Origin of the sequence: Cryobacterium zhongshanensis (assembly GCF_022760445.1) — a bacterium.
In the GTDB taxonomy this organism is placed as follows: Bacteria; Actinomycetota; Actinomycetes; order Actinomycetales; family Microbacteriaceae; genus Cryobacterium; species Cryobacterium algoricola.
This window is the reverse complement of the sequence record NZ_JALGAR010000001.1, coordinates 589991-611751: the sequence shown is the minus strand read 5'-3', so window position 1 is coordinate 611751 and position 21761 is coordinate 589991. Positions and strand designations below refer to the sequence as shown.

The window sequence follows — 21761 nt, the reverse complement described above, 5'->3', positions numbered from 1 at the left end:
CCCCACGACGTTAGCCAGTGAATCTATGCGCCAGCCCTGAGCCCGCCCCTCTGGCCCATCTGGCCCAGACTCAGGTCGACCAGCCAGTCCAGCAGGAGGAGGCTGGCCTGATCGTGACCACCGTCCAAACCGTGTTGGAGGTCATGCCACAGCTTCGATGCGCTACCGGCGATGCCGCGGTCGGCGATGAACTCCGTCAGGGGGCAGACATCAACGGCGAAGGGATGCGGGGATCCCCAGCGGGTGAACTGCCAGTGAAACGCGAGCGCGCCGAGCTCCGTATGCAGCCGGTCGGCCCGGTCCGGGCGCAGCCCGAAACCTGCCGCCCAGGACGGCACGTCCGCTGCCGGCATCGGGCGTGCGAAGTAGTAGCCCTGACCGAGCGAGGCTCCCAGCACGGATGCCGCCTCGGCGAGGTCGGCATTCTCGATCCCCTCCAGAACGACGGCCGCACCCATGTCCCGACCCATCTGGGACAGTGTCGCAATGAGGCTGAGCGTTTCGACCGGTTTCGTCTCGACGCCGGCGAGCAGCCCGCGGTCGATCTTGATCGTGTCGAACGGCAGCTGGGCGAGCCGCTTCAGACTGCTGTGCCCGGAGCCGAGGTCATCGAGGGCGAGCCCGACTCCGAGGCCGGTGAGCTCCTCGAGCACCGAGCGCGAGGCAGCCGCATCCAGCTCCTGCGTCTCGAGCAGTTCGAGGCTCAGCCGGTTCGGGGCCAGACCGTGCCGACGCAGTGCCTTCGCGACCCATCGGGTGCACCGGGGGTGCACCAGGGTCGACGGGGCCAGGTTCACCGAGACATCGAGGGCCAGTCCGTCCTGCTCCCACGCGGCGACCCAGCCGAGGGCCTCATTGAGACCGATCCGGAAGAGCTCGTCGAGGTCGTTGCCACTGAGCTGCGGCACGAACCTGTCCGGCGGCACGACGGCGCCGTTGGCGAGGGTCAGCCGGGCGAGGGCCTCGACGCGACGCAGGGTCCCGCTCTTCAGGTCGATGATCGGCTGCATGTACATCGACAGGCCCCCGGCGAACAGGCGGTCCCGGAGCTCGCGGGATCTCTCGCCGCGGCGGAAATCCTTCGCGGCCATCGTCGCGTCCCACTCGACAATCGGTCCCGTGGGAGCGAGCCGCCACCACGCGTCCGGGCTCGACGAATCCGAGCCCGGTTCGGGCAGCGCCTGGCTCGCCAGCCGGAGAACGTGCGGCCCGGAACTCCGGGCGGGAAACGGCGTGATCCCCATCGTCATCCCGAGCATCACAGACTCGCCGTCGATCGGGAACGGGGTCTCGACGGCTTCGTGCAAGCGCTGGAGCCGGGCGGCAAGCTCAGGCGATGCGTCGTCGCACAGTCCCTCGAGGACGACGACGAACTGGTCGCCGCTGAAGCTCGCGAGGTAGTCGCCCTCTCGGAGCCGGCCCTTCAGCCGGCGGGCGAATTCCGCGAGCACATCATCGGCTCCGGAGAATCCGAACGAATGCCGGACCCCTCGGAAATGGTCCAGGACGATGAGTCCGAGACCGGCACGGTCGGCGTGGCCGGTCGGTGCGGCACCCGTTGATCGACGCTGCAGGTACGACTCGAAGCCGAACCGATTCGGCAGCCCGGTGACGGCGTCGTGGACGGCCTGGAAGTCCAGCTCCTCCTGAAGGGTGATCCGGGTATTGATATCGCGCTGCACGCTGACATAGTGCGTGATCACACCGTCGGGATCCCGGAGCGGCACGATGCTCAGGCCGTTCCAGAACGGCGAGCCATCCTTGCGATAGTTGAGAATGTCGCCGTCGAACCCTTCACCGGCCTCGAGTGCGCGCCGGATCGAACCCCGGACGTCGGCGCTGGACCCCGGTCCCTGCAGAAGCCGGCAGTTGGTCCCAAGGATCTCCTGCTCGCTGTACCCGGTGATCGCGGTGAAAGCTGCGCTGACGTGCAGGATGTTCTGCGCCACGTCGGTGATCAGGGAGACCGTGGATGTCGCAGCGAAGGCCCGGGCGAGCAGCTCAGCGCCTGCGCCGGGCACCCCGTTGCTCTCGACCGGTTCGGATCGGTTCGGAAAGATCGGACTGGCCATGCGATTCATACGTCCCCCGAGCGCAAGCGCCGTCAGACCCTAGAAACGGACGGACGCGCTCTCACTCTAGACCGGGAAGAGCGCCGCGGATGCCGCGTCGGTATTACGCCGATCCCCGCACAATCAGATCGGTGGGCACGACGATCGCGGCGGTCCGCTCCCCCTTGATCACTTCGAGAAGGAGCCGCACCATTTCTTCGCTGATCCGGTCGAATGGCTGGTGCATCGTGGTGAGTGGCGGCACGGTCGTGAGAGCGACGGGCGCGTCGTCGAATCCGGCGACGGCGACATCCTCCGGAACCCTCCGGCCGAAACCTACCAGGGCGTCGATGGCGCCGGCCGCCATCATGTCGTTCGCCACGAAGACCGCGTCCAGGTCCGGGCGCCGGTCCAGCAGCTCGGTCATTGCCTCAGCGCCGCTCGCTCGGCTGTAGTCTCCATGCGCGACCAGCGTTTCGTCGAAGTCATCGCCGAGCTCGTCGACGTAGGCCTGATACCGTTTCATTCCGCCGGACGTGTCTCCCGGACCGGTGATCGTGGCCAACCGGGCGCGTCCGGTCCCACGCAGGTATTTCACCATCTCCCGGGCCCCGTCATAATCATCGGCGGCAACGTAACCTAGCTTGCGTTCGAACCCGAGCGGCACCCCGCAGGCGATCGCCGGGATGCCCGCGGCCACGATGTCCGAGATCAGCCCGTGCCTGCTGCTGTGCGAGGAAACCAGGAGGACACCGTCGACGTGACCGGCCGTGACGAACTCGGTCGCCCGACGCTGCTCGTCCTCGCTTCCGGCCATCAGCAGTACCAGGGAGATGTCGTGCCGGGAGAGCGCCTTGGAGGCTCCCCTCATCAGCACGGCGAAGTTCGGGTCTTCGAAGAGCCGCTCCTGGTCCTCCGTGAGCAGGAACGCGACGGAGTTCGCCCGACTCGTCGCGAGGCTCCTGGCGTGAGGGTTGACCCGGTATCCGGTCTTCTTGATGGCCGAATTCACGCTCTGCAGGGAATCCGGACTCACCCAATGGCCGCCGTTGAGTACCCTCGAGACGGTGCCTCGGGAGACGCCGGCTTCCGCGGCGACATCATCGATCGTGGGTCGGCGTTTGGCGCTGGGCGGGGTCACGGACAAAGCCTACCCGCGGCTACTTGACCGCCCCGGCGGCCAGGTCGACCTTCCAGTAGCGCTGCAGTACGAGGAACAGGATCACCAGCGGGATGATCGACAGCAGCGCGCCGGTGATTACGAGTGTGTACATCGCCGGGGCGGTCGCACCCTGGTTCAGCAGGCCGCTCAATCCGACCGTGACCGGGTACAGTGCGTCATTGCCGAGCATGATGTACGGCAGCATGAAATTGTTCCACACCGCCACGAACTGGAACAGGAAGATGGTCACGAGGCCAGGAGCCATCATCGGCAACGCGATCCGGTTGAAGATGCGCAGTTCGCCTGCGCCTTCGGTGCGTGCGGCCTCGATGACGTCGGTCGGCACAGAGGCGGCAGCATAGATCCGCGCCAGGTAGATGCCGTACGGACTGATGATCTGGGGCAGCAGCACGGACCAGAAGGTGTTCGTCATCCCCACGGAGGCGAACAGGAAGTACTGCGGGATCGCCAGGATGACGCCCGGAACGAGCACACCCATCAGCAGGACGGAGAAGACCGCCTTCTTGCCCGGGAACTCGAACTTCGCGAGGACATACCCGGAGATGGCGGAGATCCAGGTGGAGGCGAGTGCCCCAATCCCGGCATAAAGCGCCGTGTTGAGCACCCAGCGCCAGTACAGTCCGCCCCGGTACTGGGTCAGTTCGACGATGTTGTCCCACAGGTGGGTGCTCGGCATCAGCGTGAACGTAGAGAACAGTTCAGAGCTGTTCTTGCTTGCGGCCATGACGACCCAAAACACCGGAAAGAGGCAATAGATGGCGCCGATGAGCAGGATGCCGGTCGAGACGAAACTCGGTTTGACCCGGATCGAGTCGACTGATCCGCGAGCCCTGCGGGGCCTGGTTCGGGGAATGCTGAAGGTAGTCACGGTCTAGTCCTCCTGGCCGAACGCGCGTTTCTGCACGACTCGCAGGAACAGGAATGAGAAAGCAAAGGTGACGACGGCGATGATGATCGAGGTCGCGGCCGCCGAGTAGATGTCGTCGCGGGTGAACGCGTCCCGATACACGAGCATGAGCGGCGACCAGCTCGTGGACAGGCTGTTCGTGAGTGGCCGCAGGGTCGTCGGTTCCGCGAACACCTGGAGGGTGGCGACCATGGAGAAGAGGGCGGTCATCACGATGGAAGGAGCAATGATGGGGATCTTGATCCGCCAGGCCACCTGCACCTCCGTGCAGCCATCGAGCTTGGCCGCCTCGTAGATGTCCGTCGGGACGGCCTTGAGGGAGGTGTACATCACGATCATGTTGAAACCGACGCCGCCCCAGAGCGCGATGTTCGCGATCGCGAACAGCACCGTTGACGAGTCCAGGACTCCGGCGACGTCCCAGCCGAGACGATCGAAGACCCAGTAGAACGGGCTCACTGCCGGCAGGTAAAGGAAGCCCCAGAGAAGTGAGCTGATCACGGCCGGCACGGCGAATGGCAGGAAGATGGCGGTGCGGGAGAATCCCGCCGCTCTGGTGCGTCGCGAATCGAGCAGCAACGCGAAAAGAAGCGCAAGGCCGAGCATCAGTGGGATCAGGACGAGACCGTAGAGCAGCACCCGGCCGACGCTCGCGCCGAAGTCAGCGTTGGTGAGAGACCCGATGTAGTTCTCCAGGCCGGCGAAAGCCGTCGTGCGACCGCCGGAACCGAGGCCGAGACCCTTGACCTGTTTCTTCTGCAGGCTGAGAAACAGCGTGTAGACGATCGGCGCCGCCATGAACGCGAGGAAGAGAACGATCCCGGGCGCGAGCATGAGGTACGGGATGAGTACTCGGGAACGGAAGTTTCCCGTTCGCGCACTCGACGGGGTATCGGTTCGCGTTCGAGGCGTCGGCGCCTCGGTCACAGTGGCAGTCACAAGTGGTCCTCAATCGGAAGGGAATAAATGAGGGGGGACGACCCGTCCAGGTACTGGTATCGGGCGGGTCGTCCCCAAGGAGGTGCTATTTGACGGTGAACCCGCTCTTGGTCAGGTCGTCCGTGGTGATCTTCTGCATGTTGGTGACCGCGGCCAGGAAGGCGCTCTTCGTCTTTGCGTCGGCCGCCTTGGCGAACTCGTCGTTGTAGGCGCTGTATGCCACATTGACGTTGGGCCCGTACGTGAACGGCGAGACCGTTTTCGCGACATCGGCAGCAACCTTGTAGAAGTCGGGCTGGTTGCTGAAGAAGGCGGGCGCCGTGGTCAGGGCGGACTGTGCTGCGGCCGCATCGGCCGGGTAGATGTTGGCGGTACTGACCAGGGCGGCAACTGCGGCGGGATCGGTGTTCAGCCAGGTGGCGAACTTGACGGCTTCCTTGGTATGCGTCGACTGGGTCGTCACGCCGGTGGACGATCCGCCCCAGTTACCGGTCGCGGGAGCCGAGGCGTCCCACTGCGGCATCGGTGCGGCCTTCCAGAGGCCGGCGGTGTCTGCTGCATTGCCAGCGAGCACGCCGGGGGCCCAGACTGCGCTCAGCCAGCCCACCTGCGTGCCGGTGTTCAGACCTGCGTTCCAGGCCGGGGTGTACATCGGCTTGTTGTCGATCACACCCTCTTCGACGAGGCCGCCCCAGTAGGCCGCTACCTTCTGGGTCGGCGTCTTGTCGACGTTCACGCTCCACGCGTCTCCGTCAATGCCCCACCAGGAGGCGCCGGCCTGCTGCGCCATTCCGGTGAACCAACCCGCGTCGCTGGAGGAGAAGGTCCCCAGATAATCAGCCGGGTTGGCTGCATGGATCGCACGGGCGTCAGCCGCGTACTCATCCCAGGTGGTCGGGACCGTGAGGCCGAGCTTCTCGAAGACGTCTGCACGGTAGTAGAACATCATCGGGCCGGTGTCCTGCGGGAGCGCGTAAAGAGCATCTCCGCCGAGAGTGACCGAGTTCCAGACTCCATCCGTGAACGCGCTCTTGACGTCTGAGCCGACGGTGCCGGAGATATCAGCGAGTGCGTCTGCGGCCACAAGGGTGGGGATCTTCTGGTATTCGGCCTGGATCAGGTCCGGTGCGCCGCTGCCTGCCTTGATAGCGGTGAGCAGCTTGGTGATCGCGGGGTCGCCGCCGTCCTGCTTCTGCACGGTGACCTGAATTTCCGGGTGCGCCTTGTTCCAGATGTCGACAACCTTGTCGAGGTTGGGCGCCCACGCCCAATACGACAGCGAGACCGGAGCGCTCGTGTCGCCTCCGGCCGCCGGGCTGGAACAGCCGGACATGAGCAAAGCGGCGGCAGCGGCCATGGCCACTGCTCCGACACGGAATGAAGTGCGCATTCGTCCTCCTTGAAGAAAGCTGGTGCTGTGATGGGTTCGCCCCGACCCGGTGAACGACTGTCGACCTCGGCTGTGAGCGGTTCTAGTAGCTCACACTAACGTGCGTCTTGTCAAATAGCGGTTTATGGTCGGTTTTTGATTCAATTCCTGTGATAGAACTGGGAGCGCACACAGTCAAAGGAGCCAAACACCCATGCCATTCGAGCCTCTCTCCCCCGCTGCCCTTGTCCGGTCGGACCGCTGGCCGCGCGGCGCAACCGGCCTGCGTTACGGCGGCGACTATAACCCGGAGCAGTGGCCGCGCGAGGTGTGGTTGGAAGACATCGCCCTGATGAACGAGGCCGGCATCAATCTGGTCAGCATCGGAATTTTTTCCTGGGTGCTTGTGGAGCCCCGCGAGGGCGAATACGATTTTGCGTGGCTCGACGACTTGTTTAATCTGCTGCACGATGCGGGCATCGACATCGACCTCGCCACGCCGACAGCGGCTCCCCCGGCCTGGTTTTGGAAGAAATATCCTGCCGCCCGCCCGGTGAACCGTGAGGGCGTTCAGCTGTCCGGCGGCTCGCGCGGCATCGTCAGCCCCAGCTCGCCCGAATACCGCCGAGCCGCCGCCAACATCACCGAGCAACTCGCCCGTCGGTATGCCGACCATCCCGCGCTCGTGCTCTGGCATGTCCACAACGAATACGGCGCCCCGATCAGCGAGTCCTACGACGACTACTCCGTCGCGGCCTTTCGGATCTGGCTGCAGAAACGCTATGGCACTCTCTCGGGCCTCAACGAGGCCTGGGGAACAACGTTCTGGGGCCAGCGCTACGGGGAATGGGACGAGATCGACGCGCCCCGTCTCTCCGCGTCCGTGACGAACCAGACCCAGCGCCTCGATTTCAAGCGTTTTTCCTCGGACGCTCTTCTCGAATGCTTCATCGCCGAACGCGACACGATCCGCCAGTTCACCCCGGACATCCCGGTGACCACCAACTTCATGGCCACCAACTGCCTGTCGGCGGACTACTGGAAGTGGAGCCGCGAGGTCGACATCGTCTCCAACGACCACTACCTCGTCGCCGAACGACCCGACAACCACATCCTGCTGGCAATGGACGCCGACCTCACCCGGTCGTTCGCCGGGGGCGCACCGTGGATCCTGATGGAACATTCCACGGGAGCGGTCAACTGGCAACCGCGCAACATCGCCAAGACGGCCGGGGAGCTCGCACGAAACTCGCTGTCCCATCTCGCCCGCGGGGCAGACGGGATCCTCTTCTTCCAGTTCCGGGCCTCCCGTTACGGTGCGGAGAAGTTCCACTCCGCCATGTTGCCCCACGCCGGCACCGACACCCGGGCTTGGCGCGACGTCGTTGAGCTCGGAGCCACCCTGGCCAGACTCGCGTCCGTCCGGGCGAGCCGGGTGCGCGCCCGGGTGGCCATCCTCTGGGACGTGGAATCCTTCTGGGCCCAGGACCTCGAGTGGCGACCGAGCGTCGAGCTCGACCACCGCGAGCGTATCGAGGCGTTCTACTCGGCCCTGTGGAACCGGGGTGTCACCGTCGACTTCGCGCACCCGGCCACAGACCTGCACGGGTACGACCTGGTGCTGGCCCCGAGCCTCTACCTGGTCGGTCCCGCTGCCGCTGCCAACCTCACCGACTATGTGCGCGGCGGAGGCACCCTCGTCGTGTCCTATTTCTCGGGGATCGTCGACGAACAGGACGCCGTGTATCCGGGGGCCGCTCCCGGCGCTCTGCGCGACGTGCTCGGCCTCGCCATCCACGAATTCCGTCCCCTGCGCGAAAACGAATCGGTTGACCTGAGCGACGAAAGGTCCGGCTCCGGCTGGACCGACGATATCCGCGTGTCGACGGCCGAGGTGCTCTCCCGCTACCTCGATGGGCCCGCCGCCGTGGGACCCGCGATCACCCGGAATTCCTTCGGTTCGGGCTCAGCCTGGTATGTATCCACGCGCCTGATCGGCCATGATCTCGATTCGCTTCTCGGCGAGGTCCTGACCTCCATCGGAATGAGCACCGAGCCGATGCCCGGAATCGAAGTGGTGACCCGCACAAGTGATCGGGGTGACTTCACGTTCGTCATCAATCACACGAACGCCGACACGACCCACCCGGCAACCGGCACCGAGCTCATCACCGGCGAGACGATCTCGGACACGGTCACCGTGCCCGCGGGGCTGACCCGCGTCGTGCATAGCGTCCCGACCGAAACGGCCTGATCTGCCGAAGGCCCGTGGCGAGCATGTTTCGCCACATTACCGGTGTGTAAAACGTCGAGGCCAGGCATTGTGCCTCCCCGGTCAGCGTGTGAATCTTGCCTAGTTGGTCAACCGTCCAACTTTGCCCCCGGGAGCACACGTGCCGTTGTCACCGCCGACGAAACCCGGACGTCTCGCCGTCACGGGCGTCACAGCCCGGCCCACGTCGGGTGCCCGCGAATGAGACGCATCCCACCCGAGCAGCGCCGGGACGAACTCATCGCCGCGGCGACCCGCGTCATCGCCCGCGACGGAGTCACGGCCGCGACGACCCGCGCCATCGTCGCCGAGGCCGGGATGCCGCTCGGTTCCTTCCACTACATCTTCGGCTCCCGGGACGAACTGCTCGCGGCCGTGATCGATACCAATACCGAGGAACAGAAGTTCCTCGTGTTCACGAGCGTCGGCGCCGATGGGGACCGCAGCGTCGAAGCCGTGCTGCGCGCCGGCCTCGACGCATACATCGACTGGCTCGTGGCCGACCCGCTCCGCGAACTCGCCCTCGCAGAACTCGCGCTGTACGCCTCGCGGACCGGGGCCGCCGGAGGAACACGCACCCAGTACGACGTCTACTACCGGTCGGCGGACGAGTCGCTGCGCCGGGTCTCCGAACTCACCAGGCGATCCTGGACGGTGAACGTCGCACAGCTCGCGCGTTACCTCGTCGCGATCGTCGACGGGCTGACGACGACCTGGCTCGCGGACCGCGATACCGAAGCCGCCAGGGCCCTTGCACATTTCGCTGCCGCGTCGCTCGCGGTCCACGCATCCGCGGAGGCCTCGGCTTCACCTGGCCACTCCGACGGATTCGACTTCGAACTCGACCTCCATCACACCGGTACCGACTACGAACAGGATCCCTGTGCTCACTGACACCGACCCCCGCGTGCGCGCCCAGGTCAACCTGCACGCCGTGCTCGGCTCGCTGCCGAGGCTGGCCGAGCTCGCCCCTGACGCCCAGGCACTCCTCGCCGGGCTGTCGCGCCCGGTCGCGGTGAGCTTCCGCGGACCAGACGGGCTCAGCATGGTCCTCACCTTCGCGCGGGACGGGATCACTCCCGGGCGCACACCCGGCGCAGCCCGCGCCTTGCTGCTCTTCCGCTCGGCCGCACACCTCAACGCCGTCGTCGACGGAACGGCCGGACCGATCCCCGCCGCCGGACCGGCCGGACTGCGCTTCCTGCTCCGGGTGTTCACGCCGCTCAGCAACCTTCTCGGCACGTACCTGCAGCCGTCCCCCGACCGCCTCACCGATGCAGACTTCACCGAGATCAACGCCCTGCTGACGCTCCACGTCGCTGCGACGGCGATCACGATCATCGGCACCCTTGATCGGAGCGGCCGATTCAGCGTCGCGCAGATGCCCGACGGTGACGTGGACATCGAGGTCGGGGACGGCCTCCGCTACCGGCTTGCGGTCCGTGGCAGCAGCATCCGCCTCAACGGAGAACCCGTCGGCCCGCCGCGTGCCGCGCTCACCTTCGCCGACCTCGATGTCGCGGGCGGGGTGCTCACCGGCCGCTACAGCGCCCTCGCCTGCATGAGCGACGGCCGCATGGCGATGCGCGGGATGATCCCGCTCGTCGACAACACCAGCCGAATCCTCGACCGCGTCAGCTCCTACCTCGGAAAGTAACCCGCCATGACCGAAGCCCTCGCCCCCGTCAAGCCCATCGGGCCCCTCACACCCATCACGCCGTACGAGTACCCGCTCAGCCGTGCCGCCTTCGCGCGGGCCACGAAGGTGATCCCATCGGGGATCTACGGCCACCAGGGCCCCTCGGAAGGCTGCTACATCCCGCAGGCCTCCTTCCCGCTCTTCTCCTCCCGCGCGGAGGGAACCCGGTTCTGGGACGTCGACGGCAACGAGTACATCGACTACATGTGCGGCTACGGCCCCAACGTGCTCGGCTACGGCGACGCCGAGGTGCACGCCGCCGCCCGCAAGCAGGCCGAGCTCGAGGACGTCGTCTCGATCCCGTCGACGATCATGGTCGACCTCGCCGAGCTCCTCGTCGAGACGGTCGCGAGCGCCGACTGGGCCTTTTTCGCCAAGAACGGCGGCGACACCACCACCCTCGCGATCATGACCGCGCGCGCCGCGACGCGCCGCAAGAAGATCGTCTTCGTGAAGGGCTACTACCACGGGGTCGCGCCCTGGTCGCAGAAGCTCGACTACCCCGGGGTACTCGAAGAGGAGGTCGCCAACAACCTGACCATTCCGTTCAACGACATCGAGGCCTTGCGCCGGACCCTCGAGCAGCATGCCGGCCAGATCGCCGGCCTCATCGCCCAGCCGTACATGCACGGGAACTTCGTGGACAACGAGTTGCCGGCCGAGGGGTACTGGCAGGCCGTTCGCCGACTCTGCGACGAGCATGGCGTCGTGCTCATCGTCGACGACGTCCGGGCCGGCTTCCGTCTCGACCTGGCCGGTTCCGACCACTACTACGGCTTCAGCGCCGACCTGATCTGCTTCTGCAAGGCCCTCGCGAACGGCTACAACGTGTCGGCGCTCTGCGGCCGCGACTTCCTGAAGGACGCCGTCAGCAGCATCACATACACGGGCAGCTATTGGCTGAGCGCGGTGCCGTTCGCGGCCGCGATCGCGACGATCACGAAGCTGCACCGCATCGACGCGCCCGCCCAGTTCGCCAGGCTCGGCACCCGGTTGACTACAGGCCTCAAAACTGCCGCTCGCAACGAGGCCTTCACGCTTGTATCCTCGGGGGAACCAGCCCTGTTCTACCTCCGTCTCGCCGACGACGACTCACTGATGCTCCATCAGGAATGGGTCGCCGAATGCGTGCAGCGCGGGGTATTCATCACGTCGCACCATAATCACTTCATCAACGCCGCCCTGACCGAAACGGATGTGGACATGACGATCGACATTGCCAGCCAGGCCTTCTCCATCGTCCGGAAGCGGCATCCGCTGTGGAGCTGAGCCCGCATCACCCCGCCCCGCGGGCGGAGCTGATCTCGGTCGGTTCGACCTATGCCGTTCAGGGACTCGGGTACGCCGTGATCGTGACGTCCCTCCCCGCCATCCAGGCACGACAGTCGCTCGACGCCACCATGGTGGCGTTGCTCCTCCTCGGCGTGTCCCTCGCCGCGGCGGGCGGTTCCGTTCTCGCCGACGCGATCGCCATCCGCCGCAACAGCAAGGCTGCACTGCTGAGCGGCCTCGCCGCCCAGGCCGTCGGGTTCTTCCTGATGGCGACCGCACAGCCGGCCCCGATCTATGTGGGGGCCGTGCTCCTCTTCGGTGTCGGGCTGGGGGCCGTGGATGCCTCGACCGCGATGCAGGGCGTCCTCGTCCAGAGGGGCAGGCCCCGACCCCTGCTCGGGCGCTTCTTCGCCGCGTACACGCTCGCCGCGATCGTGGGGGCGTTCCTGATGGTCGCGCTCGTGGAAACCCCGGCCGGCGCCGGAGCGGTCCTCACGATCGTCGGCGTCGCGGACGTGCTGGTCATCGTCGCCGGCTGGCGACTTCTCGACACCGGTCACGCGGCCCGCACCCCCGGCCACGCCCGGGATGCCACCCGCATTCCGCGCTGGCCCGTCTTCGTGATCGGGGCGCTCATCCTGGCCGCCTTCGTCGCCGACTCCGCGGTGAGCACCTGGAGCAGCGTCTATCTCAGCGGCACCCTGCACACGGCGGCGTGGGCTGCGCCGCTCGGCTATGCCGCGTACCAGATCGTCGTGCTGATCTCACGGCTCGGCGTGGACTACCTCGCCCGCCGCACCGCCCGCACGGTGATCGCGACCTCGGCCATCGCCTTCGGTGGAATCGGATTCGTCGTGATCGCCCTCGTCCCGACCACGGCAGGCGCGATCATCGGCTTCGCCCTCACCGGCGTGATCGCGGGAGCGCTCGTCCCGCTCTCCTTCGGGGCCGCCGGCGACGTGCTCCCGTCTCGCAGCGACGAAATCATCGCGCGGGTGAACCTCTTCAACTATGCCGGCGCCATTCTCGGCACCGTCATCGTCGGCGTGGTCGCGGACCAGACCGGTTTCGGCCTCGCCTTCCTCATCCCGCTCGTCATCCTCGTCCTGGTCCTGCCCGCCACCCGGGTCCTCCGGAAGCCGAAAGGCATCCCCCTCGAGCCCCTCGAGGCGACCCAGCCCGGCTGATCCGGGTCTTGCCCGGAACCATAAAAAATGAAATCATGTTGTCACTAGATGGAAATCTGTTCGGACTAGTCTGAGCGGACTCTCTCGAAAGGTGCTGACATGAGCGCGGACGCTCCGGAATCCACGGGTACCAGGACCGTCGAGCGCGCGCTCGGCCTGCTCGCCTACGTGTGCGAACACGGTGCCGTCTCCCTGACCGAGGCCGCCCACGGTAGCGACCTGTCGATCTCGACTGCCCTCCGGCTGTTGCGCACCCTCGAGACCACCGGGTTCGTGTCCCGCGATGACAACGGCGACTACCGTCCGGGGAGCATCACCATCCGCCTCGGCGCCCAGGCACTGTCCCGCGAGACCATTGTCTCCGTCGCGGAACCGAAGCTGCACGAGATCGTCGAACTCACCAGCGAAAACGCCTACCTCGCGCTTCCGTCGACCTCGGACAGCATGCTGTACGCGGCCGGCGTGCAAGGAAGCCATCCGGTCCAGCTGGCCAACTGGGTCGGCCGGGTCATTCCCCGCTCGACGACGGCGGCGGGCACGGCATTCGCCGGCCGGGTCGGCGCACAGGGGTTCGCTGTCGTGAGGAGCGGAGCGGATCACGACTCGACGGCCATCGCGGTTCCGGTCCACTCCGTCGGCACGATCGTGGCCACGCTCTCGGTCGTCATCCCGAACTACCGCGTCACCGATCCGGAACTGGATCGCATCGGCGCCCTCCTCGTCCGGGTCGCCGGCGAGATCTCCGAGCGGCTGGGTTCCGACCCGCTGCCGGATGAGACCTGATCCCGCCAGCACCAGCCGCATCACTCAGCATCACTCAGCATCACTCAGCATCAACCAGAAGGAAGAAAATCGTGGCCCAGAAGCATCTCCCCCGTCCGGTCCGCGCAGCCAGGGGCAACACCCTGACCGCGAAGAGCTGGCAGACCGAGGCGCCGTTGCGCATGCTGATGAACAACCTCGACCCCGAAGTCGCCGAGCGCCCCGACGATCTCGTCGTCTACGGCGGAACCGGGAAGGCCGCCCGCAGCTGGGAAGCGTTCGATGCGATCGTGCGCACCCTGCGTGAGCTCGAGGACGACGAGACCCTGCTGGTGCAGTCCGGCAAGCCGGTCGGGGTCTTCCGCACCCACACCTGGGCTCCACGGGTCCTGATCGCCAACTCGAACCTCGTCGGGGACTGGGCGACGTGGCCCGAATTCCGCAAACTCGAACAGGCCGGCCTGACCATGTACGGCCAGATGACCGCCGGTTCCTGGATCTACATCGGCACCCAGGGCATCCTGCAGGGCACGTTCGAGACCTTCGCCGCGATCGCGGACAAGCGATTCGACGGCACTCTCGCCGGGACCCTCACCCTCACCGGCGGGGCAGGCGGCATGGGCGGCGCCCAGCCCCTCGCCGTGACGATGAACGGCGGAGCCGTACTCATCGTCGACGTCGACCCCGCCCGTCTGCAGCGCCGCGTCGACCACGGTTACCTCGACGAGATGACGGACGACATCGACGACGCCGTGACCCGGGTCCTCGCCGCAAAGACGGAGCGCCGGGCGCTCTCCGTCGGACTCGTCGGCAACGCGGCATCCGTCTTCACCGAGCTGCTCGAACGCGGCGTCGCAATCGACATCGTCACCGACCAGACCAGCGCGCACGACCCGCTCAGCTACCTGCCGGAGGGCATCAGCGTCGCCGACTGGCACACCCGCGCCGCCGCCGACCCCGAGGACTTCACGATCCGGGCTCGGGCATCGATGGCCAAGCACGTCACCGCAATGGTCGGGTTCCGCGACGCCGGAGCCGAAGTGTTCGACTACGGCAACTCGATCCGCGCGGAAGCCGTGCTCGGCGGCTGCGAGCGGGCATTCGAGATCCCCGGCTTCGTGCCCGCCTATATCCGGCCGTTGTTCGCCGAGGGCAAGGGACCGTTCCGCTGGGCCGCGCTCTCCGGGGACCCCGCCGACATCGCCGCGACCGACCGGGCGATCCTCGAGCTGTTCCCGAACGATGCGAAGCTCGCGCGCTGGATCCACGGAGCCCAGGAGAAGGTGCAGTTCGAAGGCCTGCCCGCCCGGATCTGCTGGCTCGGCTACAAGGAACGGCACCTCGCCGGGCTCAAGTTCAACGAGATGGTGGCCTCCGGCGAGATCAGCGCCCCGATCGTGATCGGGCGCGACCACCTCGACTCCGGCTCGGTCGCGTCCCCCTACCGCGAGACCGAGGGCATGAAGGACGGCTCGGACGCGATCGCCGACTGGCCGCTGCTGAACGCCCTGCTCAACACGGCGTCGGGCGCGACCTGGGTGTCGATCCACCAGGGTGGCGGCGTCGGCATGGGCCGGTCCATCCACTCCGGGCAGGTCACGGTTGCCGACGGCACGGAGCTCGCCGCCCAGAAGATCGAGCGGGTGCTGATCAACGACCCCGGCACCGGGGTGATGCGTCACGTCGACGCCGGGTATGAGCGCGCGGCCGCCGTTGCCCGCGAACGCGGACTGCGGGTGCCGATGTGGGAGGCCGAATGACGGCGCCGGCAACTGCGCACGGCCTGCTGTCCGGACTCGATGAGATCGCCGAGATCGGCAGGGACACCCGGCGCGGTGGCTACTCCCGGCACCTGTGGCAGCCGGCCGACCTGGAGCTGCGCGACTGGTTCGCCGCACGCGCCGTGCGACTCGGGCTCGACGTGGAGATCGACCGGAACGGCAACACCTGGGCGTGGTGGGGCCCGCGCGGCGACGATGCGATCGTGGTCGGCAGCCACCTCGATTCCGTCCCCGGCGGCGGTGCGTACGACGGTCCCCTCGGCGTGGTCAGCACCCTCGACGCGATCGCACGGCTGCAGGCGAGCGGGTTCCGGCCGACGCGACCCTGCGCCGTTCTGGTCTTCGCCGAGGAGGAGGGCTCCCGGTTCGGGATCGCCTGCCTCGGTTCCCGGCTGATGACGGGCGCACTCGACGCCGATCAGGCCCGCGCTCTCGTCGACCCGGAGGGAATCTCGCTCGCAGCAGCCGCATCCGCTGTCGGTATCGACCCGGCCGGCCTCGGCGAGGACCCGGCCGCGCTCGCGCGCATCGGGCTGTTCGTCGAGCTGCACGTGGAGCAGGGCCGAGGGTTGATCGACCTGGACAGCCCGGTCGCGGTCGCCTCCTCGATCCTCGCGCACGGGCGCTGGCGCATCACGTTCACCGGAGAGGGCAACCACGCCGGTGCCACGCGCATGGCCGACCGGCGGGACCCGATGCTCGCAGCCGCCCGCTCGATGCTCGGCGTTCGGGATGCCGCCGTCGCGAGCTCCGGTTCGCGGGCCACGATCGGGCGGATCGAGGCCGTGCCCGGTGGGACCAACGTGATCTCCTCGCAGGTCGCGGTCTGGCTCGACGCGCGTGCCGCCGAGGATGCCGCTGCGCGGGACCTTGTCACGGAGATCGAGGCGCGGGTCGCCGAGGCCGCTTCAGCGGAGGGGTGCACCGCGGTCGTCGCCGAGGAGTCCTGGAGCGGGGCCGTCGCCTTCGATCCGGCCCTGCGCGACCGACTCGTGCGATCGCTGGGCGGTGCCCCCACGCTCCCCACGGGGGCCGGCCACGATGCCGGCGTGCTGTCGAGTCGCCGGCCCACCGCGATGATCTTCGTGCGGAACCCGACCGGCGTCTCGCACTCGCCGGAGGAGTTCGCCACCCTCGACGACTGCCTCGCCGGTGTCGACGCCCTCGAGCGGGTTCTCCGGGAGCTGCTGTGACGCGTGGGACGTTCTGGTGCGCGACCGCACTGATCGACGGCGTGCCCGTGGACGCGGTCCGGGTGCACGCTTCCCCGGACGGGACGATCGCCCGCCTGGAGCGTGGCGTTCCGGCGAGCGCAGGCGACACGGTCCTCGGCACCGTTTTCCCCGGGATGGGCGATGCGCATTCGCACGCCTTCCATCGCGCCCTGCGCGGACGCACGCAGGCGGACGGCGGCGATTTCTGGCGCTGGCGGGAGAGCATGTATGCCGCGGCATCCGCCCTGGACCCCGACCTGTACTACGAGCTCGCGTCGGCGGTGTTCGGCGAAATGCTCATCAGCGGCTGGACGGCCGTCGGCGAATTCCACTACGTGCACCACCGGCCGGACGGTCGGCCGTACCCGGACCCCCACGCGATGGAGCTCGCCGTCGCGGCCGCCGCGCGCGACACCGGGATCCGCCTGACCCTGCTCGACACCTGCTACCTGCGCGGCGGCACGAACCGTCCGCTCTCGGACCTGCAGCTGCGGTTCGGCGACGACTCGGCGGATGCCTGGCTTCGGCGCTGGGACAGCCTGCGGGACTCCCTCGACGCCGGCTCGCACACCGTCGCCGGCCCTGGCCCCGCGGTCACGCTCGGTGCCGCCCTGCACTCCGTGCGGGCCGTGCCCCGGGCGGCGATGGCGACGATCCTCGCCGGACTGCCGGCCACGGTGCCCCTGCACATCCACCTCTCCGAACAACCCCAGGAGAACGCGGAGTGCCTCGCCGAACACGGCCTCACCCCCACCGGCCTGCTGCACGAACTCGGCGCACTCACTCCGCGGCTGAGCGTGGTCCACGCGACCCACCTGACCGACGCGGACGTGAAACTTCTCGGCGACGCCGGGGTGACGGCCGTGTTCTGCCCCACCACGGAAGCGGACCTGGGCGACGGGATCGGCCCCGCTCGCCGGCTGGCGGATGCCGGTGCCCGGCTCGCCCTCGGATCCGACCAGAACGCCGTGGTCGACCCCTTCCTCGAAGCCCGCGGCCTCGAAGCCGGCGAACGGCTGGCCTCCGGCCGCCGCGGCCGCTTCTCACCACCGGACCTGACCGAGGCACTGACCCGCGGCGGCTACGCGTCACTCGGGCTCGGCACCGGCGGCCTGCAGGTCGGCGCGTGGCTGGACCTCGTCGAACTCGACGCCGCCTCGGTTCGCACCGTCGGCGCGAGCGCAAACCAGCTCCCGCTCGTGGCCACCGCGAGCGACGTGCGCCGCGTCATCGTCGGTGGGCGCATCGTCGCGAGCGACGGGCTCACGCCGGCAGGCGACCCCGCCCTCCTGCTCGGTGCGGCCCTGCGCCGGCTCGACGAAACCATCGCTGACATCACCCCGAAGGAACCCGCATGACCTCCGAACTGATCACCGATATCGGCGAGCTGAGCACCTTCGCCGACCACGAAAACCGTCGCGCGAAGGCCGCGCTCGTGATCGAGAACGGCAGGATCGCCTGGATCGGCGACGCCGAGCATCCGCCCGTCGCAGATGTGCGCACGAGCGTCGGCGGGCGGGCCGTGCTGCCCGGCTGGGTCGACTCGCATTCCCACCTGGTCTTCGCCGGCGACCGTTCGGCCGAATTCGAGGCGCGCATGGCCGGCACCAAATATGCCGCCGGCGGCATCGCCACCACCGTGAACGCGACGAGGGCCGCGACGGATGCCCAACTCGAGTCGAATCTCCGGGCTCTGCGAGACGAGGCGCGGGCCCAGGGCACCACCTTCCTCGAGACCAAGACCGGCTACGGCCTCGATGTGGAGACCGAGCGCCGGTCTGCGGAGATCGCCTCCCGCGGGGCGGACGTGGTGACCTTCCTCGGCGCGCACCTGGTACCGGAGGGCATCAGCGCCCGTGACTACCTCGACCTCGTGACCGGCCCGATGCTGGCCGCCGTCACGCCGTGGGTCAGCTTCATCGACGTGTTCTGCGAGCGCGGGGCCTTCGACGTCGAGCAGTCCCGAGAGGTTCTCCTCGCCGGGCGTGCGGCGGGGCTGGGCCTGCGGGTGCACGGCAACCAGCTCGGGCATGGCGGAGGTGTCGCCCTGGCCGTCGAGCTCGGGGCGGCGAGCGTCGATCACTGCAACTATCTGAGCCCCGCCGACTTCGATGCTCTGGCGGGGTCGGATACCGTGGCGACCGTGCTGCCGGCCTGCGACCTGTCCACCCGGGAGCCCCTCGCGCCGGCCCGCGCGCTCCTGGACGCGGGCGTCACCGTCGCGATCGCGACCAACTGCAATCCCGGAACCTCGTACACGACCTCGATGCAGTTCTGCATCGCGACGGCCGTGTTGCAGATGCACCTGACCGTGGAGGAAGCCGTGCGCGCGGCCACCCGCGGCGGAGCCCAGGCCCTCGGGCGTGACTCGGGGGCGGATGCCGTCGGCTCGCTCCGCGTCGGCGGTCGCGCCGACCTGCAGGTGCTTGACGCGCCCTCGATCTCGCATATCGCCTACCGCCCGGGGGTGCCGCTCACCGCCGCCACCTGGTTGCTCGGACAACGTGTGCCCCAGGCCGTGACCCGTGTGGCCCGTGCCGCATTCTGACCCCGTGTCCCGGGCGATCGACCGGGTGCCGGTCGCCTGGCGCAATGGCAGAGGTTGGACCAGCACGGTGGCCGTCGCACCCGCGGCGGCGACGATGGACGACTTCGCCTGGCGGGTCAGCATCGCGACGATCACCGGCGACTCCGACTTCTCTGAGTTCGCGGGCGTCGACCGGTATCTCGTCCCACTATCCACCGGCGGTCTCGACCTGAGCATCGACGGCAGTGCGCAGCACGTCGGACAGTACGAGGTCTGTGCCTTCGCCGGTGAGAGCCTCGTCTCGTCGACCGGGTCGGCGGAGAGCTCCGACGACCTGAACCTGATGCTGCGCCGCACCGCCGCGACGGGTTCCCTCCGGGTCGAGCGCCTCACCGGATCCTTCTCGGTGGCACCGGGTCCCGATGAGAGCGTCCTTGTCGTCGTCCTCGAGGGCGAGGTCGACATCGACGGCGCATCAGGTACCTCTGCGGTCACTGGCTCCGAGGGGTCGAACGTCCTCACTCTGGCCCTCCGCGACGCCATGCTGGTCACGCCGGGACGGTCCCGGACACTTCGCGGCGGGGCCATCGTGGCTCTTGCGACCGTAGCCCTCACGGGCAGTCCCTCTGCCCCAGTGCCCTGAACGACCAGAGCGTCCTTCTGCACGAGCGGTCTGCACGAGCGGTGGGGCGGCCGGATCGCTGGCAGGTGATCGACGGGAGCCGGACCTCGCTGTTCCGGGTTCGTTCAGGCCAGTCAGTCGCGTCTGGGGGGTCACGTCTGTGTGGTCGCGGTTGGTCAGTCGCGGTTGGGTGGTCCGGTGAGGACCTGGTGGGCGCGGTGCCGGTTCGGTGGCCGCCAGAGTCGTTGCGGGTCGATCAGTCCGGGAGCCCGCACCTGCGGTGAGCCCCTCACCATGCGGATCTCCCACCCCGAGGTATCGATGGTGTGGTGATGGAACCAGCACAGGAGGACCCCGTTGTCGACATTCGTCGGTCCGTCTTTCGCCCAGGGCTTCACGTGGTGCACTTCGGCCCAGTGCGCCGGAGCTTTGCGGCCGGGGATGATGCACCCGCCGTCCCGGGCGGTGATCGCCCGCCGCTGCGCCCGGTTGAAGTAGCGCCGTTCGGGGCCGAGCTTGAGGACCTGGTTGTTGGCCCCGAACAGCACCCCTTGGAAGCCGCCGTCGCAGATGCGCTGGTGCACCGTCTTCAGCGACACCGGGGCTTCGACGCCGTCGATCCACCCCACCCCGACCCCGCTCGCGAGGTCGGCGGCGTTCACGTGCACCATCACCGTGGGAGCGGACCCGCCCATGCTGGGCGTGTCGTTGTCGCGGGCGGCGTGTTCGATCAACGCCCGGAGGATGTCGGCACGTTTCTCCCCGCTGGTGCGGGTGTCCTGGCGGCGTTCCCGCAGCTCGGCTTCGATCACGTCCAGCTCCGGGCCCGTGCCGGCGCCACTGTCGTCGTCGCCGGCGGTTTCGGCGCCGGGGATCATCTGCCCCGAATCCATCAGCGCCTGTTCCTCCTCGGTGGGGAACGCGGGCCGGGCGTGGAAGCTGAGGAAGGCGTCGAAGAGGGTGTTCATCATTCCGAACAGTTCCGGCGTGACCCCACCCTTCACCGGATACAAGCCGTTCTTGAGTTGGCCGAAGCCGATGTTCGACTTCGCCTCGAACACATCCTCCTGCGGCAGGACGCCGTCCGGGTCCAGGACGGCCTGCCACTGCAGCACCATCCCCCGGATCAGATCCGCAGCCGCCGGCACCCCCGCGCCGGCGAGGATCTCGGTCTCCGGGGTGATCCATCCGGCGGCCGTGGCGACCAGGGCCCATTCGGCAACCTCCACCTCGGCCGGGACCGCCCGGTGACTGACCAACCCCAGCCCCGTCGTGATCAACTCGGCTGCTTCGACACCGATGTCCCCCGCGGTCAGGGCGGCCCCGACCACGGGGAACAGCGGCGGCAACACCGTCAGGCCCGCCCGGCGGGGAAACACCGCGTCGCCGAGCTTGGTGCGCCGCTTCACCTCCCGGGCCGAGACCCGCGTCACCCGGGTCAGCACATCCCACGGTCCCCGGCAGCCCATCTTCCACGCCAGACCATCCCGGCCGAGCACCCGCGCCCGCCGATCCACGTCCGTGGCGGTGTTCACCCGGGCCGCATCCACCGTCCGGCCAATCGCCTCGACTTCTTTCAGCGCCGTGACCGCTTCCGCATCACTCAGTAACCCGACCGGGATCGCCGCCAGGGCCTCCGCGACAGCCAAACGCGCTTCGGCGAGCCGGGCGACGGCATCCGCATGAACCGACGCAACCGCCCCGGCCAGCCCCTCAGCACCCTCGAAACCCTCAGCAATCGCAACCGGATGAGCCGACTCGACCTGCCCATCCAAAGATCCGACCGACGACTCAGCCGACGACTGGGTGGATGCGCGGCCCGCCGTGCCGGCCTGGTCTCCCGCGGCCCCGGAACGGGGTGTCTGCGGGGTGTGTGACTGTGGATCCGAAGCTCCTGCCATACCCCGATTCTACCCTGAATCGGACGAGAAAACGAGTCTTTGTCACTTAATTCACGAATATAACTGCACAGAATC

Annotated in this window: 17 protein-coding genes; 11 read left to right on the top strand and 6 right to left on the bottom strand. The window is 68.0% G+C overall.

What is annotated here, in order from left to right:
* Window positions 1-23: 23 nt before the first annotated feature.
* The 5 genes from MQH31_RS02925 to MQH31_RS02905 form a co-directional block, all read right to left on the bottom strand.
* Window positions 24-2072, bottom strand: coding sequence for a putative bifunctional diguanylate cyclase/phosphodiesterase (locus MQH31_RS02925; RefSeq protein ID WP_243010847.1), 2049 nt, complete (start codon window positions 2070-2072; stop codon window positions 24-26).
* 103 nt (window positions 2073-2175) lie between these two features.
* Window positions 2176-3192: a LacI family DNA-binding transcriptional regulator gene (locus MQH31_RS02920; RefSeq protein WP_134535403.1), complete on the bottom strand. Its 1017-nt coding sequence runs from the start codon at window positions 3190-3192 to the stop codon at window positions 2176-2178.
* Window positions 3193-3211: 19 nt separating this feature from the next.
* Window positions 3212-4042 carry a carbohydrate ABC transporter permease gene (locus tag MQH31_RS02915; RefSeq protein ID WP_241976343.1) on the bottom strand — a complete coding sequence of 277 codons (831 nt, stop codon included), beginning with the start codon at window positions 4040-4042 and terminating at the stop codon, window positions 3212-3214.
* 63 nt (window positions 4043-4105) lie between these two features.
* Window positions 4106-5080: a carbohydrate ABC transporter permease gene (locus MQH31_RS02910; RefSeq protein WP_372488096.1), complete on the bottom strand. Its 975-nt coding sequence runs from the start codon at window positions 5078-5080 to the stop codon at window positions 4106-4108.
* Between the two features lie 85 nt (window positions 5081-5165).
* The gene (locus MQH31_RS02905; RefSeq protein WP_243010846.1) at window positions 5166-6470 is read right to left on the bottom strand and encodes an ABC transporter substrate-binding protein; all 1305 of its coding nucleotides are present in this window, start codon (window positions 6468-6470) and stop codon (window positions 5166-5168) included.
* A 193-nt stretch (window positions 6471-6663) separates the two neighbouring features.
* Here MQH31_RS02905 and MQH31_RS02900 point away from each other — a divergent pair, with 193 nt between their 5' ends.
* From MQH31_RS02900 to MQH31_RS02850, 11 genes are all read left to right on the top strand, one after another.
* Window positions 6664-8703, top strand: coding sequence for a beta-galactosidase (locus tag MQH31_RS02900; RefSeq protein WP_243010845.1), 2040 nt, complete (start codon window positions 6664-6666; stop codon window positions 8701-8703).
* Between the two features lie 219 nt (window positions 8704-8922).
* On the top strand, window positions 8923-9615 hold the full coding sequence (locus tag MQH31_RS02895; RefSeq protein WP_243010844.1) for a TetR/AcrR family transcriptional regulator: 693 nt from the start codon (window positions 8923-8925) through the stop codon (window positions 9613-9615).
* Window positions 9605-10378 (top strand): hypothetical protein, encoded by a 774-nt coding sequence (locus MQH31_RS02890; RefSeq protein ID WP_243010843.1) that lies wholly within the window; start codon window positions 9605-9607, stop codon window positions 10376-10378. Before MQH31_RS02895 ends, MQH31_RS02890 begins: the two co-directional genes overlap by 11 nt.
* A 6-nt stretch (window positions 10379-10384) precedes the next feature.
* Window positions 10385-11689, top strand: coding sequence for an aminotransferase class III-fold pyridoxal phosphate-dependent enzyme (locus MQH31_RS02885; protein ID WP_243010842.1), 1305 nt, complete (start codon window positions 10385-10387; stop codon window positions 11687-11689).
* On the top strand, window positions 11680-12879 hold the full coding sequence (locus MQH31_RS02880) for an MFS transporter (protein WP_134535398.1): 1200 nt from the start codon (window positions 11680-11682) through the stop codon (window positions 12877-12879). The genes MQH31_RS02885 and MQH31_RS02880 overlap by 10 nt, the downstream gene beginning before the upstream one ends.
* 99 nt (window positions 12880-12978) lie before the next feature.
* Window positions 12979-13662 carry an IclR family transcriptional regulator gene (locus MQH31_RS02875; protein ID WP_243010841.1) on the top strand — a complete coding sequence of 228 codons (684 nt, stop codon included), beginning with the start codon at window positions 12979-12981 and terminating at the stop codon, window positions 13660-13662.
* Window positions 13663-13733: 71 nt separating this feature from the next.
* Entirely contained in the window at window positions 13734-15401 is a 1668-nt protein-coding gene (hutU, locus tag MQH31_RS02870; RefSeq protein ID WP_243010840.1) for a urocanate hydratase, read from the top strand.
* A complete protein-coding gene (locus MQH31_RS02865; RefSeq protein WP_243010839.1) occupies window positions 15398-16615 on the top strand; it encodes an allantoate amidohydrolase in 1218 nt (405 codons plus the stop codon). The genes hutU and MQH31_RS02865 overlap by 4 nt, the downstream gene beginning before the upstream one ends.
* Complete coding sequence (locus MQH31_RS02860) at window positions 16612-17994, top strand: formimidoylglutamate deiminase (RefSeq protein ID WP_243010838.1); 1383 nt, start codon at window positions 16612-16614, stop codon at window positions 17992-17994. Before MQH31_RS02865 ends, MQH31_RS02860 begins: the two co-directional genes overlap by 4 nt.
* Window positions 17991-19184, top strand: a complete 1194-nt coding sequence (gene hutI, locus MQH31_RS02855) for an imidazolonepropionase (RefSeq protein WP_243010837.1) — start codon at window positions 17991-17993, stop codon at window positions 19182-19184. Before MQH31_RS02860 ends, hutI begins: the two co-directional genes overlap by 4 nt.
* 4 nt (window positions 19185-19188) lie before the next feature.
* Window positions 19189-19806 carry a HutD/Ves family protein gene (locus tag MQH31_RS02850; RefSeq protein ID WP_243010836.1) on the top strand — a complete coding sequence of 206 codons (618 nt, stop codon included), beginning with the start codon at window positions 19189-19191 and terminating at the stop codon, window positions 19804-19806.
* A gap of 155 nt (window positions 19807-19961) precedes the next feature.
* Here MQH31_RS02850 and MQH31_RS02845 read toward each other — a convergent pair whose 3' ends face one another.
* Window positions 19962-21686: an HNH endonuclease signature motif containing protein gene (locus tag MQH31_RS02845; RefSeq protein ID WP_243010835.1), complete on the bottom strand. Its 1725-nt coding sequence runs from the start codon at window positions 21684-21686 to the stop codon at window positions 19962-19964.
* Between the last annotated feature and the right edge of the window lie 75 nt (window positions 21687-21761).